Genomic DNA, 18,898 nt, shown 5'->3' with positions numbered 1-18,898 from the left:
CTTCCTCGAAATTGCCGGACTATTCCGGCAGGGAGCCGCGAAACCGGTTGGGAGAGAGCGCCGGCACGATCTGTTCCATCTCGGCCGACAGCGAGGCCCGTCTTATCAGCGCTCCGGCCAGCCGTGACAAGCCCGGCGATGTCTGGATACCGTAGCCGCCCTGCCCGGCCAGCCAGAAAAATCCGTCAGCGGTGCTGTCGAACCCCGCAACCGGCGTGCGGTCCGGCGCGAAAGTGCGCAGGCCCGCCCAACTGCGCTCGACATGCGTAACCGGGATCGTCACCGCCTGCTCGAAGCGATAGAGACCTTCCGCCAACACCATGTCGTCGGGAAAGGCGTCGTGCGGCTCGACCGGATCCTGGTCCGACGGCGAGACGAACAGCCTGCCGCCGTCTGGTTTCGCATACCAGGTTTCGGCCGCGTCATTGAGCAGCGGCCAGCGGCGCGTGTCAAAACCCTCCGGCGCCGGCAGGACCGCCATCGAGCGGCGCAGGGGCTGCAGGCCGACTGGCTCCAGCCCGAGAGCTCGGGCGACGACGTCCGCCCAGGCGCCGCAGGCATTTACGACCACCGATGCGGCGATGCGATGGTCGCGGGTCTCGACGATCCAGCGGCCGTCGGCGTGTTCGCCGGAAACAACCGCGCTATCCGTTAGCAGCCTTGCGCCCGCGCTCTTGGCCGCCTTCAGCCAGCCCTGGTGCAGGGCGGCGACGTCGATATCCCGCGCATCCTCCTCGTAGGAAGCCGAAACGATGGTCTCCTCGCGCAGGATTGGCACCATCGCCATCGCCTCGGCAATCGAGACCTCCCGCAGTCCCTCCGCCTCGGCCAGCAGTTTCGCATGCACGTCGGCCGCCTCTTCATTGGCGACGTTCAGCACGCCGCGCTGGGAAAGCAGCGGGTGCGGGAAAAGTGCGCTGTCGGCGCCTTCGAAGAGCGGCGCGCTGGCGCGGGTCAGCGCACGGACGACGTCGTTCCCGTAATTCTGGATGAACAGGGCCGCGGAGCGCCCGGTCGAATGATAGCCCGGCCGGTCCTCGCGCTCGACGACCACCACGCGAAAATCTCGCGCCAGGTCGGCGGCCACGCCGGCGCCCGCAATGCCCGCTCCGATGACGAGGACATCGGTCTCGATGAAGTCAGACATCGGCTGCTCCCATTTTGGCGGATATACCGCATTCCCCGGCCCCGCAGACGACCTAACGAGACCCCGCCGGCGATGCAAGCACACGGCCTGTCTGGCCCCATCGATAAACCGGCTGACTGGCCTGTCCCTCGACGGTTGCGGCGCGGCGCGCGTGGTGGCATGACAGCCTCAGCGAAATTTAGGGAGCTTCGATCATGGACATCCGCCAGGTAACCGACGCCTACGCCGTCTCCGCGCAGATCGCCGTCGACGACATCAAGACCATCAAGGATGCAGGCTACAGGAGCATCATCTGCAATCGCCCCGACGACGAGCAGCCGGGCCAGCCAAGTGCAGCCGACATCGCCGTGGCCGCGGAAGCAGCCGATCTCGTCTTCCGCCATATTCCTTTCGTCAGCGGCCAGATGACCGAAGACGACGTGCAGAAGATGGTCGAGGCGCTCGACGAGATTCCCGGCCCGGTCTTCGCCTATTGCCGCTCCGGCGCGCGCTCGACCAACATCTATATGGCCGCGAAGCAGGCGAAGGGGTAAGCACGCACTCCCTCTCGCCTGTTTCGGCTTATGCCACGTCCCGCGCCGGCGATGATGCCGTGAGGTCAGGCGCCGGGGCGGAGATCGGTCGAGCGTTGGATCACTCCGGATAGGCTTCCGTGCCATCCGGAGCCGGCCGTTGGAAAAGGATGAATGCCAGCGGGTTGCCGGGCTCGGACATTACGTCGCTGCGCTGGCCCGTCACCTCCCCTGACACGCCGCTCGTGTACTCGGCAACGACCTCGCCAAAACTGTTGCGCTGGATGGCAATCTTCTGTCCGGCTTCTACTTTTTCGTTGAGCTTGACCAGGTGCTCGACGATTCCGCCCTCGGTCGCGAGGATCGGGAACGAACTGTTGCCGACGAAGACCGTCACGTCCTTGCCCGTGCGGCCCATCGGCCCGGCCAAGATGCCGTGATGCTTGAGCACGTTCATCGTGCCTTCCACGAACAGCGCGATCATCTCTAGGTCCAGGTGGCGGGCCGCCCCGATTTCTGGGCAAAAGGACGGTATGCCCGCGGCGACAAACGTGTTGTGGAGGACACCCGGATATGTCGGGTTGTCGTAGATCTGGCCGACGGGATAGAGTTCCACCATCGCCTTGATCTCGGGAACATTCATCTCGGCAATATTGAATGCGGTCACCTCGAACCCGGTCGTGCCGGTATGAAAGTCGATCGCGAAGTCGGCGTTCGGCCGCAGCAGTCGATTGAACAGCAACCCGGCGTGCCGGCTGGGCGCGGTGATGTCGTTCTCGTTGCCGGGCCACACCCGGTTCATGTCGACCAGATCGATGCCCCTGCCTTGGTTGGGCCATCTGCGCTGCATGCTTTCAATGGCGGGACGTGCCACATCCGTGACCGCCAGGACCATTCCCGACATCGCAGCCGGATCGAGCTGGTTCATCACGGTCTGGACCGTGTGAATGGAACTCATCTCGTCGCCATGCACACCGCTGGTCAGCACGCCGCGCTTGCCGGGCTTTGCCCCCTTGGCGACCGTCACCGAGGCGTACCAATACTGCCCGCTCGGCATCTGCACGCCCTGGAAATACAAAAGGTGCTTCTTGCCGGGTTCCAGGTCGTTGACGTCAAGCGCGCTGACGACCTTTTTTCCGTCGATCACATCGCCGGTGTAGACGGTTCCGGATCCCGGACTGGCAGGGGAGGTCGCCGCCTCCTGGGCCTTCACAGCGCCGGTGCTTGCAGCGAGTGCAGCCGACGCGCCGACCGTGGCGATCGATGCGAGCATGAAGTCGCGGCGATCCAGGCGTTCATGAGGTCTGTCAGACATGACGGAAATCCTTTGCAATGTGAAGAACGGCGTTTGCAGAACGAAACGCACATCGACGACATGGGCACCACTCGACTACCAGCAGCCCCGTGGGCTGGCAAGGATCGCAGGGCGCAGTCGGGGCGTTGCTTCCTTCAACTCAAGATGATCGCCTTGGCCGGATAACGATTGCCGCGAGGCCGTCATCCCCGCTGCGTCGTTGGAAGAGGTGTGGAGACCGCTGCTGCCCGGTCTCGCTGTTGCCGCCCTGTCCTGCCGGGCCGGACAATTTGCACCTCAAAACCCTGTCCGACGTGCAGTGCGCCCCATACCGATCACGCCTCGGGCATGTTGATCTACGTCAAAATACGGCAAGACCAGAACTGTATGGTGAGTGATGTCGAAGGCCTCCGGATTCGCGTGCGGTCACCTGCCTAAGGTGGCGCCGACTGAACCGTCCGCAGGCTGGGCATCAACATTGGAGCGCTGGGGCGCTCGACCAAGGAGGGACTTCGCGTTGGTGGAATGCATGCAGGGCTGCTGTTGCGCCATCCCACCGGTCCGCCGGCTGAACGGCATGTCCGGCGAGTTCTTGAGCGCCTACGTCGCGGTTCTAGACAAATATGCTTTGCCAGACATTATACGCAGTGGAAGAGTCTCAGAATCTCTTCTGAATATCGATCCGCGGACGGCATGAGGTCGACACATGGCCAAAGTAATTTCCGGGCTTACCGTTAGCGAACGACAATATTCCCTGGTCACGCTCTTTCTGCTCGGGGCAATCGGCCTGTCTATGGCGGTCGGGGGAAGCGGCGATCCGCTGGGGGTCCATGGCTTCATCGTGCTGGCCTTCAGCCTCGGCGTAGCCTTTGTGGTGATGGCCGGGTACTATGAACCCGAGCCCGACCAGAGCCGGCTTTCCCGTTATTATGATGACCCGACAAGAGCGGGCATCGTGCTGTCGATGGCCTGGGCGGTCGTCGGCATGTTCTTCGGCGTCTGGGTCGCAGCGCTTCTCGCCTGGCCGGAACTGACCTTCGTCGATCAGGCATGGGCGAGTTTCGGCCGCCTCAGGCCGGTGCATACCAGCGGGGTGATTTTCGGCTTCGGCGGCAACGCCCTGATCGCCACCTCCTTCCATGTGCTGCAGCGGACCTCGCGGGCCCGCCTGCCCGACCAGTTCAGCCCATGGTTCGTGCTGATCGGCTACAATCTGTTCTGCGTGCTCGCCGCCAGCGGCTACCTGATGGGGCTGACACAGTCCAAGGAATATGCCGAGCCCGAATGGTATGCCGACATCTGGCTGGTCATCGTCTGGGTCGTCTACTTCCTGATCTACATCCGCACGCTGGCGCGGCGCAAGGAACCGCATATCTACGTCGCCAACTGGTACTATATGGCTTTCATCCTGGTCGTGGCGGTGCTGCACATCGTCAACAACCTGGCCGTGCCCGTGTCATTCGGCCATGCCAAAAGCTATTCGCTGTTCTCGGGCGTGCAGGACGCCATGACGCAATGGTGGTACGGCCACAACGCCGTCGCCTTCTTCCTCACGGCCGGCTTCCTCGGCATGATGTACTACTACCTGCCCAAGCGCGCCGGCCGGCCGATCTTCTCCTACCGGCTTTCCATCATCAGCTTCTGGGGCATCACCTTCATGTATATGTGGGCGGGCTCGCATCACCTGCACTATACGGCGCTGCCGCAATGGGTGCAGACGCTCGGCATGACCTTCTCGGTGGTGCTGCTGGTTCCGTCCTGGGCCTCGGCCGGCAACGCGCTCGCCACCCTCAACGGCGCCTGGCACAAGGTGCGCGACGACGCGACGCTGCGCTTCATGATGGTGGCGGCCGTCTTCTACGGGCTCTCGACCTTCGAGGGGTCGTTCATGGCGATCCGGGCGGTCAATTCGCTCTCGCACTACACCGACTGGACAGTCGGCCACGTCCATGCCGGCGCGCTCGGCTGGGTGGCGATGATCACCTTCGGCTCGATCTACGCGCTGGTGCCGTGGATGTGGAAGCAGGAGAGGATGTACTCGCCCAAGCTGGTCGAGGTCCATTTCTGGCTCGCGCTCAGCGGCACCATCATCTACGTCTTCGCAATGTGGAACTCCGGCATCATCCAGGGGCTGATGTGGCGGACCTACAATGACAGCGGAACGCTCGCCTATTCCTTCATCGACAGCCTCGTCGCGATGCACCCCTACTATGTCGCGCGCACGATCGGCGGCCTGTTCTTCCTGATCGGCGCAATCGTCGGCTCGTACAATGTCTGGATGACAATCCGGCTGTCGCGGCTGGGGACGATCACACGCGAATCCGAGGCTGATCTGCCTGCCGGCGCAGCCGTCCAGCCCGGGGAGTAAGCGGTCATGCCCGAATTCCATCGCAAGCTCGAACGCAGCGCCATCGGCTTCGTGCTGGCCATCGTCGGCGTGTCGGCGATCGGCGGGTTCGTCGAGATCGCGCCGCTCTTCACCATCCACGAGACGGTCGAGCAGGCGCCCGACATGCGCGTCTACACGCCGCTCGAACTCGCCGGGCGCAACATCTACATCCGCGAGGGCTGCTACGCCTGCCATTCGCAAATGATCCGCACGCTGCGCGACGAGGTCGAGCGTTACGGTCCCTACTCGCTGGCGGTCGAGTCGCAATACGACCACCCGATGCTGTGGGGATCGAAGCGCACCGGCCCGGATCTGGCGCGGCTCGGCAGCAAATATTCCGATGCCTGGCATGTCGCCCACCTCAACAATCCGCGCGACGTGGTCCCGGAATCGATCATGCCGCGCTACGGCTGGCTGGAACGTAATTCGCTGAGAACCGACGACCTTGGCGAGCATCTCGCCGCCCAACGCGCGGTTGGCGTGCCCTATACGGACGAGATGATACAGAACGCGACATCCGACGCCTTTGGTCAGGCGACACCGGACAGCGACGCCTCCGGCGGCGTTACCGAGCGGTACGGCGCGGCGACCAACGTCCGTGCCTTCGACGGCGATCCGGGCCGGGTGACCGAGATGGACGCGCTCGTCGCCTATCTCCAGATCCTCGGCAAGCTCACCGACGCCGCGTTCAAACAGACGGCAGCGGCAGGAGAATGAGGCGATGGAACTCGGTCATGAATCGATCGTAGGCTTCGCCAAGAGCTGGGGGCTGTTCTACCTGCTGGCGCTGGCCGCCGCCGTGCTGATCTACACATTCTGGCCGTCGAACAAAAAACGGTTCGACCGCGCCAAGAAGAGCATTCTCGACAAGGACGACAGGCCGGGGGACTAGGCGATGGGAACGGAAAAGCTTGATCCCGTAACGGGCCGGACCACCACCGGGCATGAGTGGAACGGCATCGAAGAGCTCAATACGCCGGTGCCGCGCGTCGTGCTGTTTTTTCTGGCGGCCGGAATCCTGTTCGCCATCGGCTACTGGCTGCTGATGCCCGCCTGGCCGCTCGGCTGGACCTACACAAAGGGCCTGCTCGGCATCGATCAGCGGAATGTCGTGACCCGGCAGGTCGAGGAGGCGGCGGCCGAACGCAACGCGGCCTGGGCGGAGAAGGTGATGGCGGCGAGCTATTCCGAGGCGCTCGGCGACGAGGCTTTGATGCACCATGTGCGCGAGACGGGCCGGACCCTGTTCGCGGACAATTGCGCGGCCTGCCACGGCCTAAACGCCACCGGTGGACCCGGTTTCCCCAATCTCGCGGCGAAGAGCTGGCTGTGGGGCGGCGAGCCGGAGACGATCGAGGAGACCATCCGTCTCGGCATCAATTCCACCAATGACGACACGCGCGTTTCCCAGATGCCGGCCTTCGGGCGTGACGGCATCCTCTCGGCGGACCAGATCGGCAATGTGGTCGCCTATGTCCGATCGCTTTCGGGCGAAGCCTCGTCCGGCGTGGACGAAGCCGCGCTTGCAAGCGGCCGGGAGGCCTTCGCCGCGAACTGCGCCTCCTGCCATGGCGATAACGCCAAGGGCAATCGCGAGTTCGGGGCCCCGGACCTCACCGACAGTCATTGGATATATGGCGGAGACCTCCAGACCATCTATTCGACGGTCTATGGCGGCCGCCAGGGCCACATGCCGAACTGGGGCGTCAGGCTGACGCCCGCCGACCTCAAGATCCTAACCCTCTACGTCTCTTCCCTGGGAGGTGTTGCGCCATGATGGCCGGGCACAAGAATGTGACGGCGGCTGTGCGCCCCGCACTGCTGGGCTGGAAGGGTGCTTCGTTGGTGATCGCCTTGGCGGCCGGCCTCCTGCTTGCCGCCGCCAACGCCCATCTGGTCTATGTGGCGCTCGTCTCGCAGCCCGACTGCGTGCCACACCTGCAGGATGCCGGGCAAAACGGGACATACCGCGCCGCCAGATCGTCGTGCTGAGGGAGAACGTTGATGGGTACGCTCAATCAGGCTGCTGAAACTGCTCCGGTCCCTCTTGCCGCGCAACGCCGCCGCAACCTGCCGGCTGGTGCGGCGCTCGGCTGGCTGGGAGAAGGCTGGCGCGATTTGTGGAACCGTCCGGCGCCAAGCCTCGCCTACGGAATCGCGGTCTTCGCGGTTTCGCTCGCCATCATCTGGGGTCTGTTCGCCCTGGGACTGGACTATATCCTGTTCCCGGCGCTGGCCGGCTTCATGGTCGTCGGGCCGCTCATCGCCATTGGCCTTTATCAAAAGAGCAGGGATATCGAGGCCGGCCAGCCCGTCAGCCTCGGCCGGATGGTGTTCGTGCAGGCGGCTTCCGGCGCGCAAGTGTGGTTCACCGGCGCGATCCTGTGCCTGCTGATGCTGGTCTGGATGCGCGCCGCCGTCATCATCTACGCGCTGTTCTTTGGGCTCAGGCCATTTCCGGGGCTCGACCGCGTTTTCTCCATGCTGCTGACGACGCCCGAGGGCTGGGGCATGCTCGTCGTCGGCACGGCGGTCGGAGGATTGTTCGCGGCCTTCTCCTTCGCCATCAGCACCTTCGCGGTGCCGATGCTTCTGGACGAGAAAACCGATGCGTTCACCGCCATGGGCACGAGCATCTCGCTCGTATGGAACAACCTGCCGGTGATGCTCGCCTGGGGCGCGATCGTGCTGGCGCTCTTCATCGTCAGCGTGGCGACGGGGCTTCTCGGCCTGATCGTCGTGTTTCCCCTGCTCGGCCATGCGACATGGCATAGCTACAGGGCCATCAGGTGACCTGCTGCGCACCCGGCGCGGAGGCTGCTGCCGAGATCGGCAGGCCGCCGTCGCGGGAGGAGACCTTTCTCGCCAGCCGCGATCTGGGCGGCGGACTGCGCCAGTCGGACCTGTCCGTTCCCGGCGTGCATTGCGCGGCCTGCATCCGTAACGTGGAGAGCGCGCTCTCGCGCCTGCCGTTCGTCGAGCATGCGCGCGTCAACCTCTCGACCAAGCGTGTCGCGGTCAAATGGCGCGGCGACGCAGCGCCGCCGATCGCCGAGACCCTCGCCGGCATAGGCTATCCGGCACATCTGTTCGAGGCCGACGAGGACACGGCGGACCCTGAACTCTCCCGGCTCGTGCGCGCTCTGGCGGTCGCCGGCTTCGCGGCGATGAACATCATGCTTTTGTCCGTTTCCGTCTGGTCGGGGGCCGAGGCCGAGACACGGCAGGCCTTCCACTGGATCTCGGCGGCGCTCGCGCTGGTCTGCCTGCTCTATTCCGGCCGTATCTTCTTTCTTTCGGCCTGGGGCGTGCTCCGTCGCCGACGCACCAACATGGACGTGCCGATCTCGATCGGCGTCGTGCTCGCCTTCGGGCTCAGCCTCTACGACACGATCCACAATGGCCGGCATGCCTATTTCGACGCGGCGACGTCGCTCATCTTCTTCCTGCTCATCGGCCGCGCGCTCGATCATCTCATGCGCGAAAAGGCGCGCACCGCTGTCCGCGCCCTTGTGCGGCTGGCGCCGCGCGGAGCCGTCGTGCTGCGGGCCGATGGCGGCCGGGACTTCCTGCCGGTGGACGAGATAGAACCTGGCATGCGGATCGCCCTGGCGGCCGGCGACCGCGTTCCGGTCGACGGCGTCGTCGAGGAGGGAGCGTCCGATCTCGACTGCGCCATCGCGACCGGCGAAAGCGCACCGCGACGCGCCGGCATCGGCTCGGCGGTGACAGCCGGTACGCTGAACCTGACCGGCCCGTTGGTGATCGCGGCAACGGCGCGCGCCGACGGCTCGTTCCTCGCCGAAATGATCCGCCTCATGGAGGCGGCAGAAGGCGGGCGCGCGCAATACCGGCGGCTGGCCGACCGAGCGGCCCAGCTTTATTCACCCGTCGTCCACGCCACCGCCTTCCTGACCTTCCTTGGCTGGATGGCTGCGACCGGCGACTGGCATCGTGCCATCACGATCGCCATTGCGGTTCTGATCATCACCTGTCCGTGCGCGCTGGGACTGGCGGTGCCGATCGTGCAGGTTGTCGCGGCGCGCCGGCTGTTCGAAAGCGGCATCATGGTCAAGGATGGCTCCGGCATCGAGCGGCTGGCCGAGATCGGCATGGTCGTCTTCGACAAGACGGGAACGCTGACATCGGGCCAGCCGCGGCTGGTGGGCACGGAAAGCCTGGAGCCGGATGCGCTTGCCATCGCGGCCGCCCTTGCCGTCCATTCCAGCCATCCCCTGTCGCGCGCGCTGGCGGCGGCAGGCGGCGGCGCGCCGGCAGCGCCGCTCTCCGATGTCATCGAGCAACCAGGCCTTGGCATCGAGGCGAAAGCAGCCGGAGCAACCTATCGCCTCGGCCGCGCCGCGTGGGCCGTGGCTGACGGCGGCACCCAGGCGGCCGGCACGGTGCTTTCCCGAGATGGGCGGCTTGTCGCCCGCTTCAGCTTCGAAGACGCGCCGCGTCGCGATGCGCGGGCGGCGGTCGAGACTTTGCGGCGCGCCGGCCTGGAAATGACGATCCTGTCCGGCGACGGCGTTGGCGCGGTGTCGCAGATGGCCCGGCGGCTCGGCATTGCCGACTTCGCCGCAGGGCTTCTGCCGGCCGGCAAGGTCGAGCGTCTCGCCGGCCTTTCGGCACAAGGCCGTAAGGCGCTGATGGTCGGCGACGGGCTGAACGATGCGCCGGCGCTTGCCGCCGCCCATGTGTCGATGGCGCCTGCCACGGCGGCCGATATCGGGCGAAACGCGGCGGATTTCGTCTTCTTGCATGAGAGCCTCAACGCAGTTCCATCCGCCCACGTCGTCGCGCTGGAGGCAGGCCGGCTGGTGCGGCAGAATTTCGCGCTGGCTATCCTCTACAACGCCATCGCGCTTCCCATCGCCATAGGCGGCTACGTCACGCCGCTGATCGCCGCCCTTGCCATGTCGGTGTCCTCCATCATCGTCGTCGCCAACGCCCTGCGGCTGAGGCCGGGCAAGCCGTCGAAAGAGGCTGTTGCCCTCGCTCCGCGATATCCGGTGCCGGCGGAATGAGCAGCCTCGTCTTCCTCGTCCCTCTCGCCCTGGTGCTGGGCGGAGCGGCTTTGGGCGCCTTCCTGTGGAGCCTGCGCAGCGGACAATATGATGACCTCGATGGAGCAGCGGAGCGGATACTGCTCGACGACGAGGAATAAGTCGGCAAGCGATCTTGAGGTCACATGGCCCGTCCCGGAACGCTTTCACAAAGGGAGCGCGCCGGTTTCCTTCAGGGTTTCCAGGACAATCGCGGTCTTCACATGCTGCACGGAATCGTGCGGCAGAAGCTCCTCGTTGACGAAACGCGACAGCGCTTTCAGATCCGGCGTCACCACTTTCAGGTAATAATCCATTTCGCCGGTCAGAGCGTGCGCCTCCTGCACCTCCGGCAGGCGCGCGACCAAATCGCGGAAGCGCCTTGCATTGTCGCGATTGTGGGTGGCCAGCGTCACCGAGACGACGCTTACCAGCGAAAATCCAAGCCGCTCACGGTCGAGCACCGCACGATAGCCGGCAACAAATCCCTCTTCCTCCAGCCGCTGGCGCCGCCGCGAACATTGCGAGGGCGAGAGGTTGACGCGCTCCGACAGGTCGTTGTTGGTCAGCCGCGCATCTCCCTGCAGAAGCGCCAGTATCTTGCGGTCGAAACCGTCGATGCGTTCGTCTTGCATGGCTTAGCGTCATCTCATGCACGATCCATGCATCATGGCAGCACCGAAAGGCATCGAATGCAAGCACAATGCGCGCTTCGACGCCTATAATCCGCCGTCGAGGATATAGGACAACAGGAGGCCAGCATGGGTCCCTTCCCGCACGACGCACCACCCGCCAAAATCAGCAAGGCCAACCCGGCCGGCACAGACGGTTTCGAATTCGTCGAGTTCGCGCATCCCCAACCGGAGAAGCTGGCGACCCTGTTCGAGCGCATGGGCTATGTTCCGGTCGCCCGGCACCGCACCAAGAACATCACGCTCTGGCGGCAGGGCGACATCAACTACGTGCTGAATGCCGAACGCGGTTCCCACGCGACGAATTTCGTGGAAGAGCATGGCCCGTGTGCGCCCTCGATGGCTTGGCGGGTGGTCGACGCCAAGCACGCCTTCGACCACGCCGTCGCCAAGGGCGCCACGCCCTATCATGGCAAGGACAAAGCGCTGGATGTGCCGGCGATCGTCGGGATTGGCGGATCGCTGCTCTATTTCGTCGACCGCTACGGCGCGAAGGGTTCGGCCTATGACGAGGAATTCGAGTGGCTGGGCGAGCACGATCCCAAGCCGCAAGGTGTCGGTTTCTATTACCTCGACCACCTCACCCACAATGTTTATCGCGGCAACATGGACAAATGGTGGGCGTTCTACCGCGAATTGTTCGGCTTCAAGCAGATCCACTTCTTCGACATAGCCGGCAAGATGACCGGGCTGGTCAGCCGCGCCATCACCTCGCCATGTGGGAAAATCCGTATCCCACTCAACGAATCCACCGACGACAGGAGCCAGATCGAGGAGTTCCTTCGCAAATACAAGGGCGAAGGAATCCAGCATATCGCCGTGGGCACGGACGGCATCTATGACGCCACCGACCGCCTCTCGGCAAACGGCCTGAAATTCATGCCAGGCCCGCCGGAAACCTATTACGAACGCTCGTATGAGCGCGTGAACGGCCATGACGAACCGATGGAACGCATGAAGCGCCACGGCATCCTGATCGACGGCGAAGGCGTGGTCGACGGCGGCATGACAAAAATCCTGCTGCAGATTTTCTCGAAAACGGTCATCGGCCCGATCTTCTTCGAGTTCATCCAGCGCAAGGGTGACGAAGGATTTGGCGAGGGCAATTTCCGCGCCCTTTTCGAGTCAATCGAAGAGGATCAGATTCGGCGCGGCGTGCTGCAAGTCGACAAGGCCGCCTGACGCCACAAAATTCCGTGGCCGGGGCCGGCGGAAACGCCGGCCCTTTTTGTCTCCGCCGTTGATGAGGTTTGCGCCGGGCGATCCATTCGGCTCGCATAACGGAACGCGAGTTCGCGCTTAGTTCGCCCCGCCCCGATCTCCAAGTCGCAGGCGGGCCACTTCTTGCCTCCTGAGCTTCAGGTCGTAATCGAGAAAATACTCGTCCAGTTGCGGCGGCTGGACCGACGTACCCGAAAGCATCGCATGAACCTGGCCGCGATGATGGATCTCGTGGATGAACAGATGCGCCAGCAGGTCGCCGATCCGCTCCGGGATCATGCCTTGTTCGCCGCGATCCGTCGGCACACGGCGGTCGAGGTCGGACGGAGACAGGTTATTGCAAAAGTCGAGCAATCGCCGGTCGAAAACCGCCTGGCGCTCTGCCAACTCCTTGGCATCGCCGCTGTCGATATATGTGTCAAAGATCTTGAGTCCGGCGCCGCCCTGCTCGACCATGTCGAGATAATAGAGGTCGACCGAAAGAATGTGGTTCAGTGTCTCCTTGAGCGATGGGAAGAAGCTGGTGCGCGGCGCTTCCAACTCGCCTGGCCGAAGCGCCTGCAGGGCTCGATAGAGCCGGTCGTTGGACCAGAGATTGTTCTCGGCCATGCGGCGGAAATAGGTAAGGCCGCGCACGCTCACGCCTCCGAATATCCGAACATCGAGATACCCGCCCAAAGCAGCACGAATCCGAGCAGGTTGACCAACAGCAGCAGATTCATGCGCCGGCGCATACCTTGAGTCTCGGCATCGCGCGCCACGCCCGAATTGGTAACGGTGTGGAAGATCATGGCGTTGCGCGGAAACCCGGATGTGTTGGTCAAATCCGGCGACCGCGCCTCGATCCGGTAGGACAACCGGATTGCCTGGATGAACACAGCGACCATGACGAGGCCCCAGAGTCCAGTCAGGATCGGGAACAACGGGTTCATCACCTATCCGCCTGTAGGCCGTACCGTCTGTTCGATCGCGCCGAAGATCGAATGGCCCGTCTTGTCCTTCATCTCGATGCGAACCGTGTCGCCAAAACGCAGGAACGGCGTTCTCGCCGCGCCGGTCTCGATGGTCTCGACCATGCGCTGCTCGGCGATGCAGGAATAGCCGGCACCGCCTTCGGAAACCGGCCTGCCCGGCCCGCCATCAAGCTTGTTGGAGACCGTGCCCGAGCCGATGATCGCGCCGGCGGCCAGCGGCCGCGTCTTCGCCGCATGGGCGATGAGGCGAGGAAAATCGAAGGTCATGTCGACGCCGGCATTCGCGCGGCCGAACGGCTTTCCGTTGAGCTCGACCAGCAGCGGCAGGTGCAGCCGGCCGCCGTCCCAGGCATCGCCCAACTCGTCCGGCGTGACCGCGACGGGCGAGAAGGCGGAAGACGGTTTGGATTGGAAGAAGCCGAATCCCTTTTCCAGTTCGGCCGGGATCAGCCCGCGCAGGCTGACATCGTTGACCAGCATGACCAGCCGGATCGCCGCCGAAGCCTGCTCAAGCGACGCACCCATCGGCACATCGTCGACGACCACCGCAATCTCGCCCTCGAAATCGATGCCCCAGCCTTCGTCCGCCATTGCAATGGCGTCGCGGGGACCCAAGAAAGAATCCGAGCCGCCCTGATACATCAGCGGATCGCTCCAGAAGCTTTCCGGCATATTTGCGCCGCGCGCTTTTCGCACCAATTCGACATGGTTCACATAGGCCGAGCCGTCGGCCCACTGATAGGCACGCGGCAGCGGCGAATGAGCGTCATGCTCGTGGAAACGCGAGGTCGGCACCGCGCCTGCCTCGATCGATTCCGCCATTGCTGAAAGATGCGGCGCCAGCCTGAGCCAGTCGTCGAGCGCGGCCTGCAGCGTCGGCACGAGGAAGGAGGCGTCGGTATAGCGCGTGAGATCGCGCGACACGACCACGAGTTGCCCGTCGCGAGACCCGTCCTTCAGGCTGGCAAGTTTCATCCCGTCTCCTCCTCGATCCGAGCCGAAGACGACCCTGAGACCAATCGTCGTGACGGGTCAAGGCGCATCGCCTGTTCTCGGCTGTAAGCGCACCGGAAATCTATCCGCCGGTCGCGTGACCCGTCAAAGTCTTGTATTTTGCTCAGTCCTACGGCAGCGGCCGAGGATATTGCACGCGCGGCGGCAGGCGATGGTGCACCAGCGCCAGCGCGACCAGGCTGACGCAACTGATCAGGATCGTCACAAAGAGCGAGGCACTGCTTGCGGGAGAGGCCAGCGCGACGAGCGGAATCGCCCCAGCCGGCGGGTGAGTGATGCGCAGGACCAGCATCCCGGCAATGGCGACGCCGACCGCAACCGCGGCAACCCAGAGCAAACCCGGAAAAGCCAGCGCCACGGCAACGCCGATGATCGTCGCCAGAAGATAGCCGCCAAAAATATTGATCGGCTGTGCCAGCGGGCTCGCCGGCTGGCCGAACAGCAGGACCACCGTCGCGCCCAGCGGCGCAATCAGCAACGGCAGGCCGGTCAGCGACGACAGCGCACCGACACCGCCGATGCCGATAATGGCGCCGATACCGGATTTCAGATGCGAAACCGCCCTGCCGTTCGGCTCGTGGCGGACGATAAAAGGCGCGATATGACGGCGCATGTGGAAACCCGGCGATGGAAGCCCGGCTCGATAGCAATTTGCCCATGCAACAGGCAACGAACAAAGTTCGAATTTTGGGCAGAAGATGAAAAATTCATCGCGTTCCGGACCCCTTCGCAATTTCTTGCGGCGTGCGCCGGAAAAATGTAGATTTGACCGGTTAAAATGACCGGTCAAAACGGGTTGTCCTATGAAAGTCGTGCAAGCCGCTGAAGCGAAGGCAAAGTTTTCGGCTCTTCTCAGTGACGTCGAGCGTGGGGAGATCGTCAGCATAACCCGTCACGGCAAGACGATTGCGCGCCTGGTACCGCCGGAAGCGGACGAGCAGGAGCGCCGCAAGCGCGCGGTCGACCGGCTGAAGGCCTGGCGCAAAACGCTACCGTCCACCGGGATGACCGTCGATGACATCCTGTCGGCGCGAGACGAAGGTCGTAAACCCTGATGCCTGTCGTCATCGACAGTTCAGTGGCCGCCTGCTGGCTGATGCCTGACGAATTTTCCGAAGTTGCCAATAGCGCCTTGGAAATCGTATCCGCGGAAGGAATGCTGGTACCACCCCTGTTCTGGTACGAGCTTCGCAACGTGCTTCTCGTCAATGAGCGGCGCGGGCGGATTGCTCCGGCTCAGATTGAGCAGGGCCTCATGCGGATCGGTGATATCCCATGCATGATCGACGTGAGCGTCGTGGAGCATGTACTATTCAGTCTTGCACGGACCTTCAGCTTGACGGTCTATGACGGAGCCTATCTTGAAATCGCCGTGCGAACGCCGTCTACTCTTGCGACGCTTGATCGCCGACTGGCTTCGGCCGCGAAATCAGCGGGCGTACAAGTGTTGAGCGCCTGAGCCCGGAGGAGGCACCTCACCAGTCCATCACAACTTTCCCGGAATTGCCCGATTTCATCGCCTCGAAGCCGGAAACGTAATCCTCGACGCCGATGCGGTGGGTGATCAGGCCGGTGACGTCGAGCGGCCCTTGCACCAGAGCGATCATCTTGTACCAGGTCTCGAACATCTCGCGGCCGTAGATGCCCTTCAGATGCAGCATCTTGAAGATCACCTTGTTCCAGTCGATCTCGAAGCCCGTCGGCGCGATGCCGAGGATGGCGATCTTGCCGCCATTGTTCATGGTGTCGATCATATCGCGGAAGGCGGGCGCCGCACCGGACATTTCCAGCCCGACGTCAAAACCCTCGGTCATGCCGATGCCGCCCATCACGTCCCGCAGTTTCTCCTTCGAGGCGTCGACGACATGCTGCACCCCAAGCTTCTTCGCCAGCGCCAGCCGCGTCGGATTGATGTCGGTGATCACCACTTTTCGCGCGCCGATGCACTGCGCCACTAACGCGCCCATGATGCCGATCGGCCCGGCGCCGGTGACCAGCACGTCCTCGCCGACCAAGTCGAAGGACAGTGCCGTGTGCACGGCGTTGCCGAGCGGATCGAAGATAGCCGCCACCTCGTCCGGAATATCGTCGGGGATCGGCACGACATTGTGCTGCGGGATCGCCAGATACTCACCGAAGGCGCCCGGCCGGTTGACGCCGACGCCCAGCGTGTTGCGGCAGAGATGTCCCCTGCCCGCGCGGCAGTTGCGGCAATGGCCACAGACGATGTGGCCTTCGCCCGACACGCGTTGGCCGACCTTGTATTCCGTCACCGCCGCGCCGAAATCGGCGACCTGGCCCACGAATTCGTGGCCGGTCACCATCGGCACCGGCACCGTTTTCTGGGCCCACTGGTCCCAATTGTAGATATGAACGTCGGTGCCGCAGATAGCCGTCTTGCGGACCTTGATCAGCACATCGTTCGGGCCGATCTCCGGGACCGGCACCTGCTCCATCCAAATGCCGGGTTCAGCCTTTGCCTTAACGAGGGCGCGCATCATGTTGGACATTTGCACTCCTTTCCCTCCCCCTTGCGGGGAGGGTGGCCGGACTTTGTCCGGCCGGGTGGGGTAACCTCCACCCGCTCAACCTCAATTTTAAGAAAGCGTAGTGCACGGCCGCACGTACCCCACCCGGCTCGCTGCGCAAGCCACCCTCCCCGCAAGGAAGAGGGATATCCCGCGCCTGTCATCCAACTATCCCCAACTCTTTCCCCACCGCCACAAACGCTTCCACCGCACGATCGATATCTACGCTCGAATGCGCCGCGGACATCTGCGTCCTGATCCGCGCCTGGCCCTTCGGCACGACCGGGAAAGAAAAGCCGATGACGTAGATGCCACGCTTCAGCATCCTTGCCGCCATTTCCTGCGCCAAGGCGGCATCGCCCAGCATCACCGGGATGATCGGATGGTCGGCGCCGGCAAGCGTAAAGCCGGCCTTGGTCATCTTCTCGCGGAAACGCGCTGCATTGCCGGCAAGTTTTGCACGCAGGTCGTCGCCCTTCTGGACAATGTCGAACACTTTCAGCGACGCGCCGGCAATCGCCGGCATCAGCGTGTTGGAAAACAGATAGGGCCGCGAGCGCTGCCGCAGCCAGTCGACCACCTCGCGCTTGGCTGACGTGTAGCCGCCCGAGGCGCCGCCCAGCGCCTTGCCGAGCGTGCCGGTGATGATGTCCACCCTGCCCTCGACGCCGCAATGCTCGGCCGAGCCGCGGCCATGCTTGCCGACGAAACCGACGGCATGGCTGTCGTCGACCATGACCATCGCGCCATATTTTTCGGCGAGGTCGCAGACGCCCTTCAGGTTGGCGATGATGCCGTCCATGGAAAACACGCCGTCGGTGGCGATCAGCTTGAAGCGGCTGCCTTCGGCCTTCTTCAGTTCCTCCTCCAACGCCGACATGTCGTTGTTGGCATAGCGGAACCGTTTTGCCTTGGAGAGCCGCACGCCGTCGATGATCGAGGCGTGGTTCAGCGCATCGGAAATGATGGCGTCCTCTTCGCTGAGCAGCGTCTCGAACAGACCGCCGTTCGCGTCGAAGCATGAGCCGTAGAGGATCGTGTCCTCCATGCCCAGGAAGCGCGAAATCGTCGCCTCGAGCTGCTTGTGCTCCTCCTGCGTGCCGCAGATGAAGCGGACCGAGGCCATGCCGTAGCCGTAGCGGTCGAGCGCCGTCTTCGCCGCTTCGCGCAGGTCGTGATTGTCGGCGAGGCCGAGATAGTTGTTGGCGCAGAAGTTCAAGACCTTGTCGCCGCCGGCCACCTCGATCTCAGCCGACTGGGTCGAGGTGATCACCCGTTCGGACTTGTAGAGCCCAGCGGATTTCAAACCCTCGAGTTCGGCGGAAAGGTGAGCGTGAAAAGCTTGCGTCATCGGATTTGCTTCGATCTGAATGAAGAGACGTTGTTGCCGCGTCTGGTGTCGAGAGTCTATCGCAAAATCGACAGGAACAAGCCGTGATATCTTCCGCATATTCGCGAAGCTTGGCGCGGCGGGCTCATGGACACGGTCGGAGCGTCTTCAGCCCGCGAACCGGAGGGTTCACGACGATTTGTTCCGTGCGCCCGCAGCGCAGCCCTTGAACGATCGTTCACCGAAATTACCTCGTTACCAAGCGTGCTGTGCACGCGAAGTGAACGCTTTGATCAAGCTTCATCCGTGGAGGTTGTCATGGCTTATTCGCTGATGGAAGGCAGGAAAGGACAAGACTGGATCAATCTTGTCCTCGCGGTTTGCCTGTTCGTCTCCCCCTGGCTCGTCGGCTTCGCGACCGAGGTCAGGCCGGCATGGAACGCCTGGATCGTGGGCGTCGTGCTTGCCGGCTTTGCGCTTGCCACGATTTCGGCCTTTGCCGAGTGGGAGGAATGGGTGAACTTCGTGCTCGGCCTTTGGCTGGTCGTCTCGCCGTGGCTGCTCGGTTTCGCCGCAAATGCACACGCGATGTGGACCCATGTGATCATGGGCGTCCTCATCGCCGCTGCGTCGGCGTGGGCGGTCTGGGACGTCCGGCATGGTCCGCACGCACATGCGTGAGCGGACCAGGCCGTCAAGCGCCGGGTCAAAGTCGAAATGAATTGGCCCGCCATGCAGATGGCGGGCCA

The 18,898-nt window shown here is 63.6% G+C and carries 22 protein-coding genes; 13 read left to right on the top strand and 9 right to left on the bottom strand.

Annotated features, from left to right (window positions below; all coding sequences use genetic code 11):
* Positions 1-19: 19 nt before the first annotated feature.
* Positions 20-1,147, bottom strand: coding sequence for an NAD(P)/FAD-dependent oxidoreductase (locus ABMA59_RS18270; RefSeq protein WP_349006808.1), 1,128 nt, complete (start codon positions 1,145-1,147; stop codon positions 20-22).
* Between the two features lie 194 nt (positions 1,148-1,341).
* Between ABMA59_RS18270 and ABMA59_RS18265 the strand changes: the two genes are divergently transcribed.
* Positions 1,342-1,680, top strand: a complete 339-nt coding sequence (locus ABMA59_RS18265; RefSeq protein ID WP_349006807.1) for a protein tyrosine phosphatase family protein — start codon at positions 1,342-1,344, stop codon at positions 1,678-1,680.
* A gap of 100 nt (positions 1,681-1,780) precedes the next feature.
* Here ABMA59_RS18265 and ABMA59_RS18260 read toward each other — a convergent pair whose 3' ends face one another.
* The gene (locus ABMA59_RS18260; RefSeq protein WP_349006806.1) at positions 1,781-2,974 is read right to left on the bottom strand and encodes a M14 family metallopeptidase; all 1,194 of its coding nucleotides are present in this window, start codon (positions 2,972-2,974) and stop codon (positions 1,781-1,783) included.
* Between the two features lie 685 nt (positions 2,975-3,659).
* Here ABMA59_RS18260 and ccoN point away from each other — a divergent pair.
* Genes ccoN through ccoS form a run of 8 tightly spaced genes read left to right on the top strand, consistent with a single transcriptional unit; the run spans position 3,660 to position 10,512 of the window.
* Positions 3,660-5,321 (top strand): cytochrome-c oxidase, cbb3-type subunit I, encoded by a 1,662-nt coding sequence (gene ccoN, locus ABMA59_RS18255; RefSeq protein WP_349006805.1) that lies wholly within the window; start codon positions 3,660-3,662, stop codon positions 5,319-5,321.
* Positions 5,322-5,327: 6 nt separating this feature from the next.
* Positions 5,328-6,059, top strand: a complete 732-nt coding sequence (gene ccoO / locus ABMA59_RS18250; RefSeq protein ID WP_349006804.1) for a cytochrome-c oxidase, cbb3-type subunit II — start codon at positions 5,328-5,330, stop codon at positions 6,057-6,059.
* Between the two features lie 4 nt (positions 6,060-6,063).
* Entirely contained in the window at positions 6,064-6,234 is a 171-nt protein-coding gene (locus tag ABMA59_RS18245; RefSeq protein ID WP_349006803.1) for a cbb3-type cytochrome c oxidase subunit 3, read from the top strand.
* A gap of 3 nt (positions 6,235-6,237) precedes the next feature.
* Positions 6,238-7,119, top strand: a complete 882-nt coding sequence (gene ccoP / locus ABMA59_RS18240) for a cytochrome-c oxidase, cbb3-type subunit III (RefSeq protein WP_349006802.1) — start codon at positions 6,238-6,240, stop codon at positions 7,117-7,119.
* Entirely contained in the window at positions 7,116-7,334 is a 219-nt protein-coding gene (locus ABMA59_RS18235) for a hypothetical protein (protein WP_349006801.1), read from the top strand. The genes ccoP and ABMA59_RS18235 overlap by 4 nt, the downstream gene beginning before the upstream one ends.
* 12 nt (positions 7,335-7,346) lie before the next feature.
* Entirely contained in the window at positions 7,347-8,135 is a 789-nt protein-coding gene (locus ABMA59_RS18230) for a DUF2189 domain-containing protein (RefSeq protein WP_349006800.1), read from the top strand.
* Positions 8,132-10,372, top strand: coding sequence for a heavy metal translocating P-type ATPase (locus tag ABMA59_RS18225; RefSeq protein ID WP_349006799.1), 2,241 nt, complete (start codon positions 8,132-8,134; stop codon positions 10,370-10,372). The genes ABMA59_RS18230 and ABMA59_RS18225 overlap by 4 nt, the downstream gene beginning before the upstream one ends.
* A complete protein-coding gene (gene ccoS / locus ABMA59_RS18220; protein WP_349006798.1) occupies positions 10,369-10,512 on the top strand; it encodes a cbb3-type cytochrome oxidase assembly protein CcoS in 144 nt (47 codons plus the stop codon). The genes ABMA59_RS18225 and ccoS overlap by 4 nt, the downstream gene beginning before the upstream one ends.
* A 45-nt stretch (positions 10,513-10,557) precedes the next feature.
* On the opposite strand, the gene ABMA59_RS18215 is transcribed toward ccoS, so the two are convergent.
* Positions 10,558-11,025 carry an Lrp/AsnC family transcriptional regulator gene (locus ABMA59_RS18215; RefSeq protein ID WP_349006797.1) on the bottom strand — a complete coding sequence of 156 codons (468 nt, stop codon included), beginning with the start codon at positions 11,023-11,025 and terminating at the stop codon, positions 10,558-10,560.
* Positions 11,026-11,151: 126 nt separating this feature from the next.
* On the opposite strand from ABMA59_RS18215, the gene hppD reads away from it, so the two are divergent.
* Positions 11,152-12,264, top strand: a complete 1,113-nt coding sequence (gene hppD, locus ABMA59_RS18210) for a 4-hydroxyphenylpyruvate dioxygenase (RefSeq protein WP_349006796.1) — start codon at positions 11,152-11,154, stop codon at positions 12,262-12,264.
* A gap of 117 nt (positions 12,265-12,381) precedes the next feature.
* On the opposite strand, the gene ABMA59_RS18205 is transcribed toward hppD, so the two are convergent.
* The 4 genes from ABMA59_RS18205 to ABMA59_RS18190 all read right to left on the bottom strand — a co-directional run bounded on the left by ABMA59_RS18205 (position 12,382) and on the right by ABMA59_RS18190 (position 14,904).
* A complete protein-coding gene (locus tag ABMA59_RS18205; RefSeq protein WP_425475942.1) occupies positions 12,382-12,912 on the bottom strand; it encodes a DinB family protein in 531 nt (176 codons plus the stop codon).
* Between the two features lie 29 nt (positions 12,913-12,941).
* A complete protein-coding gene (locus tag ABMA59_RS18200) occupies positions 12,942-13,235 on the bottom strand; it encodes a hypothetical protein (protein ID WP_349006794.1) in 294 nt (97 codons plus the stop codon).
* Between the two features lie 3 nt (positions 13,236-13,238).
* Complete coding sequence (locus ABMA59_RS18195; RefSeq protein WP_349006793.1) at positions 13,239-14,252, bottom strand: fumarylacetoacetate hydrolase family protein; 1,014 nt, start codon at positions 14,250-14,252, stop codon at positions 13,239-13,241.
* A 148-nt stretch (positions 14,253-14,400) separates the two neighbouring features.
* On the bottom strand, positions 14,401-14,904 hold the full coding sequence (locus ABMA59_RS18190; RefSeq protein ID WP_349006792.1) for an HPP family protein: 504 nt from the start codon (positions 14,902-14,904) through the stop codon (positions 14,401-14,403).
* 190 nt (positions 14,905-15,094) lie between these two features.
* On the opposite strand from ABMA59_RS18190, the gene ABMA59_RS18185 reads away from it, so the two are divergent.
* Together ABMA59_RS18185 and ABMA59_RS18180 are read left to right on the top strand one after the other, a co-directional pair.
* Positions 15,095-15,346, top strand: a complete 252-nt coding sequence (locus ABMA59_RS18185; protein WP_349006791.1) for a type II toxin-antitoxin system Phd/YefM family antitoxin — start codon at positions 15,095-15,097, stop codon at positions 15,344-15,346.
* Positions 15,346-15,750: a type II toxin-antitoxin system VapC family toxin gene (locus ABMA59_RS18180; protein WP_349006790.1), complete on the top strand. Its 405-nt coding sequence runs from the start codon at positions 15,346-15,348 to the stop codon at positions 15,748-15,750. Before ABMA59_RS18185 ends, ABMA59_RS18180 begins: the two co-directional genes overlap by 1 nt.
* A gap of 16 nt (positions 15,751-15,766) precedes the next feature.
* On the opposite strand, the gene tdh is transcribed toward ABMA59_RS18180, so the two are convergent.
* On the bottom strand, positions 15,767-16,801 hold the full coding sequence (gene tdh, locus ABMA59_RS18175) for an L-threonine 3-dehydrogenase (protein ID WP_349006789.1): 1,035 nt from the start codon (positions 16,799-16,801) through the stop codon (positions 15,767-15,769).
* A gap of 178 nt (positions 16,802-16,979) precedes the next feature.
* On the bottom strand, positions 16,980-18,170 hold the full coding sequence (locus tag ABMA59_RS18170) for a glycine C-acetyltransferase (RefSeq protein WP_349006788.1): 1,191 nt from the start codon (positions 18,168-18,170) through the stop codon (positions 16,980-16,982).
* Positions 18,171-18,467: 297 nt separating this feature from the next.
* Between ABMA59_RS18170 and ABMA59_RS18165 the strand changes: the two genes are divergently transcribed.
* On the top strand, positions 18,468-18,830 hold the full coding sequence (locus ABMA59_RS18165) for an SPW repeat protein (protein WP_349006787.1): 363 nt from the start codon (positions 18,468-18,470) through the stop codon (positions 18,828-18,830).
* The last annotated feature ends 68 nt before the right edge of the window (positions 18,831-18,898 follow it).

Source organism: Mesorhizobium yinganensis, assembly GCF_040081985.1.
In the GTDB taxonomy this organism is placed as follows: domain Bacteria; phylum Pseudomonadota; class Alphaproteobacteria; order Rhizobiales; family Rhizobiaceae; genus Kumtagia; species Kumtagia yinganensis.
Note: the sequence above shows the minus strand (reverse complement) of the source record. Positions and strands in the feature narration are given on the sequence as shown.